At 66.8% G+C, this 14,294-nt stretch carries 15 protein-coding genes; 1 reads left to right on the forward strand and 14 read right to left on the reverse strand.

Annotated features, from left to right (window positions below; translation table 11 throughout):
* Positions 1–6: 6 nt before the first annotated feature.
* The 12 genes from DSD28_RS15710 to DSD28_RS15765 all read right to left on the reverse strand — a co-directional run bounded on the left by DSD28_RS15710 (position 7) and on the right by DSD28_RS15765 (position 11,791).
* Positions 7–651: a 5'-methylthioadenosine/S-adenosylhomocysteine nucleosidase gene (locus DSD28_RS15710; protein ID WP_119257359.1), complete on the reverse strand. Its 645-nt coding sequence runs from the start codon at positions 649–651 to the stop codon at positions 7–9.
* Positions 648–1,097 carry a PaaI family thioesterase gene (locus tag DSD28_RS15715; RefSeq protein ID WP_119257360.1) on the reverse strand — a complete coding sequence of 150 codons (450 nt, stop codon included), beginning with the start codon at positions 1,095–1,097 and terminating at the stop codon, positions 648–650. Before DSD28_RS15715 ends, DSD28_RS15710 begins: the two co-directional genes overlap by 4 nt.
* Positions 1,098–1,191: 94 nt before the next feature.
* Positions 1,192–1,647: a TspO/MBR family protein gene (locus DSD28_RS15720; RefSeq protein WP_119257361.1), complete on the reverse strand. Its 456-nt coding sequence runs from the start codon at positions 1,645–1,647 to the stop codon at positions 1,192–1,194.
* 44 nt (positions 1,648–1,691) lie between these two features.
* Positions 1,692–2,795, reverse strand: a complete 1,104-nt coding sequence (locus DSD28_RS15725; protein ID WP_245424852.1) for a DUF1513 domain-containing protein — start codon at positions 2,793–2,795, stop codon at positions 1,692–1,694.
* Positions 2,795–3,925, reverse strand: a complete 1,131-nt coding sequence (locus DSD28_RS15730) for an imelysin family protein (protein WP_245424853.1) — start codon at positions 3,923–3,925, stop codon at positions 2,795–2,797. Before DSD28_RS15730 ends, DSD28_RS15725 begins: the two co-directional genes overlap by 1 nt.
* The gene (locus tag DSD28_RS15735; RefSeq protein WP_119257363.1) at positions 3,926–5,461 is read right to left on the reverse strand and encodes a di-heme oxidoredictase family protein; all 1,536 of its coding nucleotides are present in this window, start codon (positions 5,459–5,461) and stop codon (positions 3,926–3,928) included. It lies immediately after the preceding gene.
* Positions 5,462–5,506: 45 nt separating this feature from the next.
* Positions 5,507–6,784 carry an imelysin family protein gene (locus DSD28_RS15740; protein ID WP_119257364.1) on the reverse strand — a complete coding sequence of 426 codons (1,278 nt, stop codon included), beginning with the start codon at positions 6,782–6,784 and terminating at the stop codon, positions 5,507–5,509.
* A 197-nt stretch (positions 6,785–6,981) separates the two neighbouring features.
* A complete protein-coding gene (locus tag DSD28_RS15745; protein ID WP_119257365.1) occupies positions 6,982–8,271 on the reverse strand; it encodes an RsmB/NOP family class I SAM-dependent RNA methyltransferase in 1,290 nt (429 codons plus the stop codon).
* A gap of 77 nt (positions 8,272–8,348) precedes the next feature.
* A complete protein-coding gene (locus DSD28_RS15750) occupies positions 8,349–8,708 on the reverse strand; it encodes a septal ring lytic transglycosylase RlpA family protein (protein ID WP_119257498.1) in 360 nt (119 codons plus the stop codon).
* A gap of 365 nt (positions 8,709–9,073) precedes the next feature.
* Complete coding sequence (locus tag DSD28_RS15755; RefSeq protein WP_119257366.1) at positions 9,074–9,946, reverse strand: SDR family oxidoreductase; 873 nt, start codon at positions 9,944–9,946, stop codon at positions 9,074–9,076.
* The gene (queG, locus tag DSD28_RS15760) at positions 9,943–11,088 is read right to left on the reverse strand and encodes a tRNA epoxyqueuosine(34) reductase QueG (protein WP_119257367.1); all 1,146 of its coding nucleotides are present in this window, start codon (positions 11,086–11,088) and stop codon (positions 9,943–9,945) included. The genes DSD28_RS15755 and queG overlap by 4 nt, the downstream gene beginning before the upstream one ends.
* A gap of 10 nt (positions 11,089–11,098) precedes the next feature.
* Entirely contained in the window at positions 11,099–11,791 is a 693-nt protein-coding gene (locus DSD28_RS15765) for a glutathione S-transferase family protein (RefSeq protein WP_119257368.1), read from the reverse strand.
* Positions 11,792–11,981: 190 nt separating this feature from the next.
* Here DSD28_RS15765 and DSD28_RS15770 point away from each other — a divergent pair, with 190 nt between their 5' ends.
* Complete coding sequence (locus DSD28_RS15770) at positions 11,982–12,788, forward strand: undecaprenyl-diphosphate phosphatase (RefSeq protein WP_119257369.1); 807 nt, start codon at positions 11,982–11,984, stop codon at positions 12,786–12,788.
* A gap of 38 nt (positions 12,789–12,826) precedes the next feature.
* Here the strand turns inward: DSD28_RS15770 and DSD28_RS25950 are convergent, their stop codons facing one another.
* Positions 12,827–12,976: a hypothetical protein gene (locus DSD28_RS25950; RefSeq protein WP_162911418.1), complete on the reverse strand. Its 150-nt coding sequence runs from the start codon at positions 12,974–12,976 to the stop codon at positions 12,827–12,829.
* 253 nt (positions 12,977–13,229) lie between these two features.
* Positions 13,230–14,210 (reverse strand): complex I NDUFA9 subunit family protein, encoded by a 981-nt coding sequence (locus DSD28_RS15775; RefSeq protein ID WP_119257370.1) that lies wholly within the window; start codon positions 14,208–14,210, stop codon positions 13,230–13,232.
* Positions 14,211–14,294: the final 84 nt, after the last annotated feature.

The raw sequence follows: 14,294 nt of genomic DNA on the forward strand, positions 1-14,294 counted from the left end.
GGTTTCTCAGCCTTTGAGCACGAGCGTGCCGTCGGCGGCAGCGGTTTCCAGCCTGTCGACGGCGGCGGCGAGCCTTTCGTCGATCACGTGCAGGTATTCCGTCCAGTCGCCGATATGGGTGAGCTCGGCCTTGCCGTCGGAAATGCCGCGAAGCGCGACGAGCCGGACGCCGAAGGCCTGGCAGGCGCGCAGCTCCGCATAGGTCTCCATCTCCACCATGTCCGCGTCGATGGCGGCATAGGCGGGGCCGGAAACCACGTTGGCGCCCGTCGAAAGCCGGGCTTCCGGCAGGCCCGGCACATGCACGGTCAGCGGGACCTCCGCCGGCAGGTCGAGGAAGGGCGTCGCGCCGCGTGTGAAGCCGAGGGGCGAGGCATCCATGTCGCGGTAGGAAACGGAGGTGGCCTGGTAGACGCCGGCCTGCTCCAGCACCGCCGAGCCGGCCGAGCCGAGCGAGACGACGAGGTCGGGCAGGTTCCCCTCCGCCTCCAGGTGGCAGAGGGCGAGCGTCAGCTGCACGGCGGCCTCGACGGGGCCGACGCCGGTCATCAATGGCGTCATGCGAGCCCTGAGATGCGGGCCGTATTCGGCGTCGACGGCCATGACATAGAGGATGCGGTAGCGGCCGGCGGTCTTGAGGACGAAGCTCATTCGGTAATGTCCTCCCGCCCGCGCATCACCATCATCGTGCCGGTCATCGACGCGATCAGCTTGGCCGGCCCGTCTGTCAGGGCATAGCCGCGCCCGTCGGCGACGATGATGTTGCTGCCCGGCTTGGTGACCTCGCCGCGGAACAGGAAGCGCTCGCCCCGCCCCGGCGACAGGAGGTTGACCTTGAACTCGATGGTGAGGATCGAGGCATCAGCATCGATGACGGTATAGGCGGCATAGCCGCAGGCCGTGTCGAGCGCGGCGGAAATGATGCCGGCATGCAGGAAGCCGTGCTGCTGCGTCAGTTTCTCGTCGAAGGGCAGCTCGATTTCCACCGTGCCGTGGGAAATGCGGGTGAGCTCGGCGCCGATCAGCCGCATGGCGGCCTGCCGTTCGAAACTTCTCGAGACGCGGTCGGCAAAACCCGACGGAGGAAAGCCTGTCATGACCCCACTATCGCCGGAACGCCGGCCCTGAACCGAAGGTGGCCGAGGTTTGCACGGCGCATGCTGCACTGCAAGCGCCGGGCGGCGATATCCCTCAGTTGAGGACGAGAATCGCGCCGTTGAGCGCCGTCGCGAAGAGGACCCAGGCGAGATAGGGCAGGAAGGCGAGGGCCGACGGGCGGTCCTGCCGCCAGGATGCGGCGATGAAGCCGGCGACGGCGATATCGAGGGCGAGGATGACGATCATCGCCGATGCCGGATCCTGAAAGCCGAAGAATACCGGGGTCCAGGCGAAGTTGAGGACGAGCTGCGCGAACCAGAACCGCATGGCCGGGGACCGGCGGAACGTCAGCCAGGTGCGGGCGCCCACCACGCCGATGACCAGGTAGAGGATGCTCCAGACCGGCGCGAACAGCCAGTTGGGCGGGTTGAAGAAGGGCTTGGCAAGCGAGGCATACCAGCCGCCGGGAACCGTGTTGGCGCCGATGACGAGGCCGCCGCCGAGAACGAGGATGATGAAGGCGAGATAGACGAGGGGTTTGTTGCTCATGCCCCCAGAGCTAGTGCGCGCCGTGCCTTCGTCCAGAGCGGCAGTCAGCGCTGTGGCATCAGCCCGGCGATGTGCTGGTCCCAGGCGACATCCTCGCGCCGGCCGGCAAAATGGCCGTCATAGGAGGAGACGGCAAAGCCGTGCGGCGCGGCGGCGATGCCGGCGGCATCCGCGACCGCCTCGTCCCTGACGACGCGGCGGGTCTTGGCGTCCAGCACGACGAAGCGCCCGCCGTTCGGCGAGGTGAGGCCGACGAGCCCCTCGCGCCGGTTGACGGCGATGGCGCCGACATAGTTGGCAAGGCCGATCGTGGTTTCTTCCGGAAGGTCGATGAAGGCGAGGTCCTCGCCCCTGCCGAAATGGCCGACGAGCGGCGGCAGGTCGTTGCGCGGCCCCTCGTACTGGCAGGCGAACCAGATGCGGCCCTTGTCGTCGAGGTCGATATGGCGTGTGGAGAGCTGGCGCAACTTCTCCGGCAGCGCGTGGCGCTCGACAAGTGCTCCCGTCGCCGCGTCGATCAAGGCGAGCGAGGGCTCCATATGGTCGAGATTGAGCTTGGTACGGCCGAAATCCGGATGGGTCTCGATGCCGCCGTTCGCCGCGATCAGGAACCTCCCGTCGTCGCTGACGGAAAGGTCGTGCGTGCCGATGCCGTAGGTCGAATATTCGCCGATGCGGCGGTAGCCATCGCGGGCGTCGTAGAGGCCGATGACGCCGCGATTGGCGTCGAAGTCGTTCTCGCTGGCATAGAGCAGCCTGCCGTCCGGCGAGAAGCAGCCATGGCCGAAGAAATGGCGCTCCTGCGCGGCCGCGATGGTGCGCGGCTCCGCCTGGCCGCTCCGGTCGATGACGAGCGCGAAGGTGCCGGGACGGCGGGCGAAGGCGACGAGATGGTTCGTCGCGGGCGAAAAGGCCATGCCGTGGCTGCGGGCGGGAAGCGCCGTGCGGTCGATCACCGTCCCGTCCTCGGCCAGCACCGCGATGCCGAAGCGGCCGTCGCGGTCCATGTAGCCGGAGGCGAAGACGGCGTCGGTGCGCGCGAGCGCGAAGGCCGGGCCGGCGCCGAGCGACGCCACGAAGGCCGTGCCCGCCATGCGCAGGAAGGCACGGCGGTCGAGCGCGGCGCTGGGCAGGCCCATAGCTTCCATCAGTCGCCGTCCGCGAAAGAGAAGCCGGCGCCGAGGCCGATCGCGCCGCCGAAATCGCCGTTGAGCGCCAGGATCAGGTCGCGGGTATTGGTGAGGAGGAAGCCGATCTTCTTCTCGTCCGCCGGCGTGGAGACAGCCCTCTCGATGTCTGGGTCGACGGTCTGTGCGACGCCGCGTAGTGCCTTCATCGCGAAATCGACATTGCCGCTGAGCGACGTGCGGCCGGGATCGACGAATTCGGCGATGCCGGACCGGTCGAAGAGCGTCTGCAGGCCCTCGAGATTGGCGTCGATCGAGGTCCAGGTGTTGCCGGACCGCCAGAAGACCGCCGATTTCGGCCGCGGCGTGCCGCCCTTGCGGTAGAAGGTCTCGATGCGCTGGTCGCGCACCGCTTCCGTCCCGTGCACGAGGATGCCGAGCAGGGCGGTCATCGCCTCCCGGCCGGTGCGGAAGACGGGGTTCTGCGGTCCCGGATGCTTCCAGTGCTGCTGGACGCCGTCGGGCGCGTCCCAGGCCGCCGTGAGCTGCCCGGCCGTCGTCTCGATATGGCTGGCGACGGCGGCGGCGTAGCGGCAGCGGAAGCTTTCCGGCGTCTTCGCGAGGTCTTCGGAACCCGTGCCGTAGAGCGCGAATTCGAGCGCGCCGAACCCCTGGATGGCGACGCTCTTTTCGCCCATTGCCGCGGCCTTGGTGTCCGCCTCGTCCGCCTTCTGGAGCAGCGCCTGCACCTGCTTGAGGCCGGTGCTCTTGCGGTCGGGGTAGAAAAGGATGCGCTCGAAGCGGTTGTCGTCGAGCACCGGGCCGATGCGCACCATCTCGATGCGGCCCCAGTCCGCGACGGCCTGCCGGAAGGCGTCGTCCACCGCCTTGCGCGAATCGTCCGAAGGCGCCTTGCAGAAGGCGGTTGTCGCCCCTGCCAGCTTGCCGGCGGATGCCTCGAAAGCCCGGTAGCCGGGGCGGATGACGTCGTCGACGGCATGGGTCATGACGCCGACGACGCTCTCGTCGGTGAGTTCGGGCGGCGCGGCCGTCGCCTCTTCCTGCGCCATGGCCGGAAGGGCGGTGGAAAGCATCAGGCTTGCCCCGGCAAGGGCGGCGAAACGCAGCAGGAATGAACGCAGCATCGGCATCTACAGGCTCTCCAGGAAGGTCAGAAGGGCGTCTCGGTCCTGCTTTTCCAGCGCGGCGAAGCGGTCGCGCGCCGCCTGTGCCTCCCCGCCATGCCAGAGAATGGCCTCGGTGAGGTTGCGGGCGCGTCCGTCGTGCAGGAAGAACGTATGGCCGTTGACGGTTTTTGTAAGGCCGATACCCCAGAGCGGCGGCGTGCGCCACTCCCTTCCGGTCGCAACGCCCACCGGCTGCCCGTCCGCAAGGCCTTCGCCCATGTCGTGCAGCAGGAAATCGGAATAGGGCCAGATGAGCTGGAAGGCATGGGCCTTGTTGCCGGCATCGCGCCGGGTCACGAATTTCGGATGGTGGCAGGAGACGCAGCCGGTCTCGTAGAAGACCCGCTTGCCGGCGAGCGTTTCGGGGAAGCTCGCCTTGCGCCGTGCCGGCACCGCGAGGTTCTCGGCATAGAAGGTGACGAGGTCCATCACCGGCGGCGGCGCCTCGGCATCGCCAAGGCGCTTCTGCACGCCGTTGGGCCGTTCGAGGCAGGCGGTCTGGGCGGGGGTGCAATCGCCGTCGTGGAGCGGCACTTCCGGCGTCGATATGCCGATGTCCATGGCGAAGGCCTCGGCGCTCTGCTGGCGCACGGTGGCGGCTTGCGCCTTCCAGCCGAACCGGCCGAGCGTCTTTCTGCCGGTGGCCGGGTCGATGGCGACGGCGGCCTTGCCGCTGATGCCGTCGCCGTCCGCGTCGTCGGGATCGGCTAGCGCCAGGATGTCGGCCTCGTGGATCGCCTGCACGAGACCGAGGCCGAGCATCGGCTGGGTGACGCGCGGCGAGAGCGTCGTCGCCGGATCGAGGTTGCCATAGGCAAGGTCGGTAATGGAATAGGTGGGGCGGCGCAGCTTCACGACCTCGCCGCCGGCAAGCGTCACCGGCTCTTCCCTGTAGTCGATGGCCATGTGGCCCTCGGCCTTGAGGCCGGGAATGGCCTGGTCCTGAAGCTGGCGGCCGTAGATGGGGTCCGGCAGGTTCATCGCATGGAAGCTCTTCAGCGCCGCCTCTTCCTCTGTCGTCGCTGCGGGCCGGGCAAGGCGCAGGAACATCGAGGTCGCGTCCGCCGCGCCCTCCGGCGGATGGCCGCGCCCGTCCTTGATGTGACAGGACTGGCAGGAGCGCGCGTTGTAGAGCGGGCCGAGCCCGTCCGAGGCCTGCGTGGAGGAGGGGGAGGAGACCCAGAGTTTCTGGAAGAGCGCGTTGCCGAGCTTGAAGGTCCCGCGCTCCTCGAAGGTGATGTTCTCGGAGAAATGCGAGAAGCTGTTCACGTCGACGCTCGCAAGCGAGGTGGCGGCGCCGGCGGACATGGCCTCGTATTGCTCGGCCTTGGAGAAATCCGTCGCCGGTGCCGTCACGGCGACGACGCGCTTCAGGTCTTTCGCGGAAAGGTCCCCGCGCTCCCGGGTGGCCGAAACGGCGCTGCCGATGACGAAAACGCCCGCCGCGACGGTGAACGCGGCGGAAACCGCGAGCAGGCGACGGGCGGGGCGTTCTGTCATTGCTGGATCGGGCCGCCGTTCATGCGCGGCGGCCCGCCTTCTATCTTATTTGAAGACCGCGCCAGGATTGTCCAGGCTGTCGGAGCCTTCAAGCTCGATCTTGCCGAGGTCGAGCGCCGTGATGACGCGCTCGATCGTCTTCGTCTGGTCGATCAGGCTGTCGATGGCGGTCTGGACGACCTTGTTGCCCTCCGCATTGCCTTCGCCGATCATCTGGTCGTAGGCTTCGCCGCCTTCCGCACGGTCCACCAGCGCCTTGAAGGCGGTGTGGCTGGCGTCGAGCTTGGCCGTCATCTCCTTGTCGAGCGCGGCGTCCTTCTCGGCGACGAGCTCGTGCAGCGACGGACCGGTCAGCTTGGAGCCGTCCGGGCGGGTATATTCACCCGTATAGACGGTCTGGATGCCGACGACGTCGTAGTAGTGCGAGTTGTGCGTGTTGTCGGAGAAGCAATCGTGCTCCTCTTCCGGATCGTGCAGCAGGAGGCCGAGCTTCATGCGCTCGCCGGCGAGTTCGCCATAGGAGAGCGAGCCCATGCCGGTCAGCATGGCGGTGATGCCGGCCTTCGGGTCGGCCGTCACGTTCTTGGTGGCGTCGCCGTCCGGCGACCAGGCCTTGACCATGTCTTCGAGGTCGGAGACGAGCAGCGAGGAGGCGGCCTTCAGGTAGGCGGCGCGGCGGTCGCAATTGCCGTTGGTGCAATTGGCCGTGTCGTAGTCCGTCGCCGGGCGGTTGCCGGCGCCCGCACCCGTGCCGTTGAGGTCCTGACCCCACAGCAGGAATTCGATGGCGTGGTAGCCGGTCGCCACGTTCGCCTCGACGCCGCCCGCTTCATGCAGTTCCTGCAGCACTTCCGGCGTGATCGTCGTGGCGTCGATCGCCTTGCCGGCGATTTCCAGCTTCGGATTGGCGATGACATTGGCGACGAAGAGCGCGTTCTCGTCGCTTTCCGTGCCGTAGCTCGGGTCGACATAGTCGATCAGGCCCTCGTCGAGCGGCCAGGCGTTCACCTTGCCTTCCCATTCATCGACGATCGGGTTGCCGAAGCGGTAGGCTTCCGTCTGCTGGTAGGGCACGCGGGACTTGAGCCACGCCTCGCGCGCTGCCTTCAGCGTGTCGTCGCCGGGCTTGGCGATGAGGGCGTCGATTGCCGCGTCGAGCGCCTTGGCGGCGTCGAGCGCATCGGAATACTTGGCGTGGGCGATGTCCGTATAGTGCTTGACGATCGCAGCCGGATCGGCAGCCGCATGGGCGGAACCGATGGCGAGGCTGGACGCCGCGGCAGCAAGCGCAAAGGCGGCCGCGCGAAGGAAGGAAGTGGTCATGACGTCTCCTGGTGTCCTGTTTGACGTGTCCCCCCGACACCGGAGCAGCGGCGAACGCCGCCCGGATGGCCCGGCGGTCGGCCGGGTTCGGGTAATTCAGGCCTCGCTGTCATGGACCAAATAAAAACTGGTGTCAAAGTGTATAGTTTAGAATGGTTTCAACCTGTTGCGCCGCTTTTTGACGGAGCACAAGGAATTCAGCCTTTGCGGCCCATGGCGCAGAAGAAGAAACCGTCCGTGTCGGTGGAGGCGGGCGTCAGCGTCACGGTCCTGCCGTCGCGTGAGCGGGGCTGCGGCCTGTCCGCGCCGAAGAGCGCCTGCCAGGTCTCCGTGACGGGCAGGATCTCGAAATCGGAATTGGCCTTGCAGAAGCCGTGGACCTGTTCCTCGTTCTCCTGCGGCAGGATGGAACAGGTGACGTAGATGAGGCGGCCGCCGGGGCGCACGAAGGCGCTGGCATTGGCGAGAGCTTCCTGCTGCTGGGCGAGGCGTTCCTCGAGGTTCTTCTCGGTGAGGCGCCACTTGGTGTCCGGTCGCCGGCGCCAGGTACCGGTGCCCGTGCAGGGTGCGTCGACCAGCACGCGGTCGAAGCGTGCGGTCATGGGGGCGAGGCCGGCAAGGTCCTCGTGGACCTGGACATTGCGCGTGCCGGCGCGCTTCAGCCGCTCGATGATCGGGGCGAGGCGCTTGCGGTCGGTGTCGTAGGCGTGGACCTGGCCCTTGTTGTGCATGGCGGCCGCCATGGCGAGCGTCTTGCCGCCGCCGCCGGCGCAGAAGTCGAGCACCTGCTCGCCCTCCCCGGGCACGACGAGGTCGGCGACGATCTGCGAGCCCTCGTCCTGCACCTCGAACCAGCCCTTCTGGAAGGCGAGGTCCGCGGTGACGTTGGGAAGGCGCGACGGGCCTTCGCCGGCCGGAATGCGGATGCCCTGCCTTGCGATGGCGGAGGCCAGCGCGCCGTTGCGCTCCAGCGCCTTCAGCACCTTGTCGCGACCGGCCTTGAGCGTGTTGGCCCTGAGGTCCAGCGTGGGTCGGCCGGCGAGCGCTCTTGCTTCCGCCAACCAGTCACCGCCGAAGTTCGCCTCGAAAGCGGGCTGGATCCATTCGGGAATGTCGCCCTGCACATGGAGCGGGGCCGTGGCGAGGTCGCGGGCGTGGAAGGCGGCAAGCGCGTCCTGCGAAAGCGGCTGCGGGGCGAAGCGGTCGCCCTCGAATTCGGCGGCCAGCGCCTCGGGGGCAAGTCCCCACTGGCGCAGGAGTACGGCATGGCCGAGGGCGGTGGGGCTGTCGTCGTCCATCAGGAAGGCGTGCGACAGTTTCATGCGCAGCGCGTCGTAGACGATATTGCCGATCGCGGCACGGTCGCCGGAGCCGGCGAAGCGATGGGAAAGGCCCCAGTCCTTGAGCGCATCGGCGACGGGGCGCCGCCGCGTCTCGATATCCGTCAGAACCTCGATGGCTCCCGAGAGCCGCCCACCCAATCGCATCCGTCTACTCCGTTTTGCGTCGTGGTAGCGGCGGAATGCGCGAAGGGCAAGCCGGGCGCCGCAGATTCCGCGGAGCGTCAGCCGATGACTTCGTAACAGATCTTGGCGTGGCCCGAGCGGATCATGCCGATGTTGGAGGCTGCTGCCTTGGAAAGGTCGAGCACCCGGCCGCGGATGAACGGGCCGCGATCATTGATGCGGACGACGACGCTCTTGCCGTTGTTCGAATTGGTGACCTTCACCTTGGTGCCGAAGCGCAGGCTCCGATGGGCGGCGGTCAGCATGTTCGGGTTCATCCGTTCGCCGGAAGCGGTGCGCGAATGCAGCGCATACCACGAGGCGCGGCCGCAGCCGGCGGCTTCAGCTTCGGAGAAAGTAACGAATGTCGAGGAGGCGGCGAGGAGGGAGGCAAGGGCGAGGCTGGAGAGCTTGAGCATCATGTATCGGACGACCTTCCGGGAAAGTTGCGGTTTTCCACTGTGTTGATCGCCCTATGAGGAAGCAAAAGTGGCGAAAACGTGCCTCAACCCGCCACAAGTGCCGGCAAGCGGCCCTCCGATATACAGTCCATCGCCCACGATGGATTTTTAACCTTGGTTAACGGGGCAGGAAAAGCGCTTGCGAATCAGTCGCTAAACTGGATCGACTTGGAAGTTGGAATGTCTGTGCGGCAATCCTGCAAATTTTCGGAAAAAACTTTCAATATTAGCAATTTCTGCGCAGGAATTCGGAGGCGAAAATGGGGCAGATAAATTAAAGGTTGTAGAAAATCGCAAAACGGGCCGCGCGGGCCCGTCCTCCGTCAGCCCCGCCAGCGCCCGGACGAGAGCAGCTCGGCGAGCGACTGGCGGTAGTTCGGGAAGCGGAATTCGAAGCCCGCAGCCTTCAGTTTCGCGTTCGAGACGCGCTTGTTCTCCCCATAGAAAGACCGGGCCATGGGAGAAAGTTCCGCCGTTTCGAAAGGAATGTCCGGCGGGGTCGGCAGGCCCATCAGCCGGGCGGCTTCCGCGACCACGTCCTGCGGCGGGCCGGGCTCGTCGTCGGTGATGTTCCAGACGCCACCGAGATGCCGTTCGGCAAGGAAGAGCGCGGAGCGGCCGATATCCTCGACGCGGATGCGGTTGAACACCTGGTCCTGCTTGATCAGGCGGCGGGCGGTGCCTTCCTCCATGTTGCGCAGCGCGTTGCGGCCCGGCCCGTAGATGCCGGCAAGGCGCAGCACGGCGACGGGAAGGCCGGAGGCCGCGCCATGGGCGAGCCAGCGCTCCTCCGCCTCGACCCGCTCGACGGAGCGGGCGGAAACGGGGTTCAGCGCGGTCCCCTCGTCGACCCAGCCGCCCCTGTGGTCGCCATAGACGCCGACGGTGGAGAGATAGCCGGCCCATTCGAGCTTCGGCATCAATTGCGAAAGCGGGGGAACGCCGGCGCGGAACAGCGGATCGCCGTCGCGGCCGGGCGCGATGGACTGCACGACATGGGTGGCGCGGGCCATGTCGGCGGCAAGGTCGGCGGAAATCGTGCCGTCGAAGAGGAGGGGCGTCATGCCGAGGCCGCGCAGCGCCTCCTCCTTCTCCGCCGAGCGCGTCGTGCCGGAGACGGTGAAGCCGGCGGCCAGGAAGGTTTCGCCGATGGCCTTGCCGGAAAAGCCGGCGCCGAGGATCAGGAGGTGCTTCATGGTCTTTCCGCCTTCGCTCTTGCATATTCCGCGCGCACGTCCTCGTCCGCGTCGTCCGCCCTTCCTGCCGCAAATTCCGCGAATTCGGAAGCCGTCATCAGGCGGGAAAGCGCCCATGCGGCCATGCCGCGCACCACGGGCGCGGCATCGTCGGCAAGGCGGATGCAGGTTTGGATAAGGTCGCGGTCGCCGGAATTGCCGGCGGCGATCAGCACGTTGCGGATGAAGCGGTTGCGGCCGATGCGCTTGACGGGCGAGCCGGAGAAATGGGCGCGGAAGCCGGGATCGTCGAAGGTAAGGAGATCGGCGATGGCCGGCGCCTTCAGCTCCTCGCGGGCGACGAGCTTCATCTCGGAGGCGGCCGCGGCGAACTTGTTCCACGGACAGGCGGCAAGGCAATCGTCGCAGCCATAGATGCGGTTGCCGATCCTTTCGCGGATGTCCTGCTCGATCAAGCCCTTGTGCTCGATCGTGAGATAGGAGATGCAGCGCCGCGCATCGAGCTTGTAGGGCGCCGGGAAGGCATCGGTCGGGCAGGAATCGAGGCAGGCCCGGCAGGAGCCGCAATGATCGCGCTCCGGCTCGTCGCGGAGGAGGTCGGCGGTGGTGAAGAGGCTGCCGAGGAAGAGCCAGGAGCCGTGCGTGCGGCTGACGAGATTGGTGTGCTTGCCCTGCCAGCCGAGCCCGGCGGCCGCCGCCAGCGGCTTTTCCATGACCGGTGCGGTATCGACGAAGACCTTGACGTCCGCCCCGCCGCGTGCGGCAAAGCGCGTCGCCACTTCCTTCAGCCGGCCCTTGATGATGTCGTGATAGTCGCGGTTCTGCGCATAGACGGAGATCGCCGCCCGGTCCGGCATGGCGAGCACGGCGCGCGGATCGTGCTCCGGCCCGTAATTCATGCCGAAGAGGACGACGGAGCGCACGTCGTTCCACAGGACGCGCGGATCGGCCCGGCGCGCCTCCGTCTCCGCCATCCAGTCCATCGTGCCGTGGTAGCCGGCGGAAAGGAAGTCGGCGAGCCGTGCCGGCGCCTGGGGAATAGAATCGGGGCCGGTGATGCGACAGAGGTCGAAGCCTTTGTCCGCCGCCTCCGCCTTGAGGAAGTCGGTCAGGCGGCGCCGGAGCCTGTCGTCGCCCGACATGGCGTCATCCTCAGAAGTCGAGGTCCGCGTAATGCGAGACCGGGGTCACGCCGCGCACGCGCTCGGCGAGCAGCGGGCGGAAGGAGGGGCGGGATTTCAGCCGCTGGTACCAGTCCTTGGCCTGCGGCGCGTCCGTCCAGTTGATCTCGCCCATATAGTCGAGAACGGAGACGGCGGCTGCGGCGGCAAGGTCGGCATAGCTGAGCCGGTCGCCGGCAAGATAGGTGCGCGAACCGGCAAGCCAGGAGAGATATTTCATGTGCTGGCGGATATTGGCGCGCGAATTGCGCAGGATCTTGCTGTCCGGCGGCCCGCCGCCCTGGTCGGAGGTCATCTGAAGCTTGAAGATGCGCTCGCGCACCAGGGGCCGCGTCACGTCCTGCTCCATCTTCTGAAGGAACCATTCGGTAAGGCGGCGGATTTCCGCGCGCTGGAACGGGTCCTCGGCAAGCAGCCGCCGGTCGCGCTTGAGGACGCCGTGCGTCTCGTCGAGATATTCCGAAATGATACTCGCGCCACAGAGCGCCCGCATGCTGTCGTCGACATAGACGGGCAGCGTGCCGGCCGGGTTGAGCGCCAGGAAGTCGCGCCGGTTTTCCCAGGGCTGCTCCTCGGCAAGCTCCGTCTGGAAGCCGTATTCCGCGAGAATCAGCCGGACGAAGCGGGAGGCAGAGGACATCGGGTGATGATAGAGTGTGGGCATGGACGCTGCTTTACTGGTCTTGCGGAAGGGGTTGCCCCGGGCCCTGGCGCGCGTGCGGCGCAGATCCGGATCACGGCTGATTTGACGAACCTATAGAAATTTGATGGTACAAACACAAGCGAATCGGGCTTTTTGCCGTATGCCCGGTTTCGTTTCGTGCCTTTCCTTCCTCCCATCCCAAGGAACATCCATGGCAGACCAGTCCATCGTCAGCGCCCTCGTTCTCGGCCTAATCGAGGGCTTGACCGAATTCATCCCCGTCTCTTCCACCGCCCATATCCTGCTCGCCGGGCATTTCCTCGGCTTCAAGTCGCCCGGCAACACCTTCGCGGTGCTGATCCAGCTCGGCGCGATCCTCGCGATCCTGTCGGTCTACAGCGCCAAGCTGCTGCGCATCGCCTTCGCGCTGCCCTCGAGCCCGGAGGCGCGGCGCTTCGTCATCAGCATCCTCGTCGCCTTCCTGCCGGCCGCGGTGATCGGCGCTCTGGCGCATGATTTCATCAAGACGGTGCTTTTCGAGACGCCGATGCTGATCTGCGTCGTGCTGATCGTCGGCGGCGTCATCCTCTATGCGATCGACCGCATGCCACTGACGCCGCGCTATACGGATGCGATGAAATATCCGCCCTCGCTCGCCTTCAAGATCGGCCTCTGCCAGTGCCTAGCCATGATCCCCGGCACCTCGCGCTCGGGCGCGACGATCGCCGGCGCCCTCTTGATGGGCACCGACAAGCGCTCGGCGGCGGAATTCTCGTTCTTCCTGGCGATGCCCACCATGGTCGGCGCCTTCGCGCTCGATCTCTACAAGAACCGGGACGCGCTTTCGTCCGACGACGTGCTTCTCATCGGCGTCGGCTTTGCCGCCGCCTTCGTCGCGGGCCTCTTCGTCGTGCGCTCGCTGCTCGACTTCGTCTCGCGGCGCGGCTTCACGCTGTTCGCGATCTGGCGGATCGTCGTCGGCGTGCTGGGCCTTGCGGCGCTGCTGATCTGGGGCTGAAAGGCCGGCTTCGGCCGGCCCGACGGGCTGGCCGGGGCTTACTTGACCGAAGCGGTCGTGCAGGGATCGACGCCATAGGCCGGCGAGCAGCCGTGCTTGCTGGCGGAGACCGTCGTGGGCGCGGCAAAGGACCCGGCCACGATGATCAGAGCCGAAAATCCGAAGAAGATTGCAATTGCCTTGCCCATTTGCGCCGGAAGCCTCTTGAAGTGCTGAAATGCGCCGTGTCCGTCTCTTTTGCATGACGCGGCGGGGGCGGTGTTTATTCGCAGGTCCCGTTACAATCAATATCGCGACATGCTGAATCGGGCGTAAATGCCGCAACGCTTTTTTGAACCGCTGCATAAGTGCAACAGCAGGCCGAAGCGCCTTGAAAAAAACGGACCGGCCGCCGCGGAAAGCCTCCCGCGGCGGCCGGTTCTGCATTTCCAAAAGGGGCGATCAGGCCGTGCGGTCGATCTTGGTGAACTGGCCCTGCGGGCGGTAGCGCACGAGATAGCTCGGCAGGATCGCTTCGGCCAGGACCGGCTCGACGCCGAGGCCTTCCAGCGTGCGGCCTTCCTTGCGGGCAGCCTCGGAAACTACGTTGTCCGAACGCAGCAGCTTCACCTGGTCGGAGGTCAGCGGCGGCTTGACGAAGGGGATCAGCGAGGCGATGGAGCCGATCAGCGAGGCGATGCCGAAGGGCAGCGCGACGAGCGGGCGCTTGCGGTCGACGATGCGCAGCATCGTTTCGAGACACTGGCGGAAAGTCAGCACTTCCGGGCCGCCGAGCTCATAGACGCGGCCGCGCCCGATCGTGCCGTCCACCGAGCGGGCGACCGCTTCGGCGACGTCGTTCACATAGACCGGCTGGAACTTCGTGTGGCCGCCGCCGATGAGCGGCAGGGCCGGCGCGAAGCGCGACATCTCGGCGAACTTGTTGAAGAAGCCGTCTTCCGGGCCGAAGACGATGGACGGGCGCAGGATCACGGCGTCCGGCACGGTGCGCATGACCGCCGCCTCGCCGCGCGCCTTGGTGCGCGCATAGGTCGACGGGGAATTCTCGTCCGCGCCGATGGCGGAGATGTGGGTGAGCTTCGCGCCGACGGCACGGGCGGCCTCGGCCACCGCGCGGGCGCCGAAATCCTGAACGGCGTCGAAGGTGTTGCGGCCGGTCTCGAAGAGCACGCCGACGCAGTTGACGACATGGTCGGAGCCTTCGACCGCGCGGTCGACGGACTGGCGGTAGCGCAGGTTCGCCTGGACGAAGGAGATCTGGCCGACGCCGCCGATCGGCTGCAGGAAGCCGGCGAGGTCCGGGCGGCGCACGGCGACGCGGATGCGGTAGCCGCGGCGCGCCAGCGCGCGCACCACATGACGCCCGACGAAGCCCGAGCCGCCGAAGACGGTGACGAGCGGCGGAAGGTTGGACAAGGTCATGAGGCTGCTCCTGAAGACTAGGATAGGTAGGTAGGGCCTACATAGCCCAAACAACCGGCAAGGTGAAGCGCGGCGAAGCGTCTC

It is taken from the genome of Shinella zoogloeoides, assembly GCF_003574625.1.
In the GTDB taxonomy this organism is placed as follows: Bacteria; Pseudomonadota; Alphaproteobacteria; order Rhizobiales; family Rhizobiaceae; genus Shinella; species Shinella zoogloeoides_A.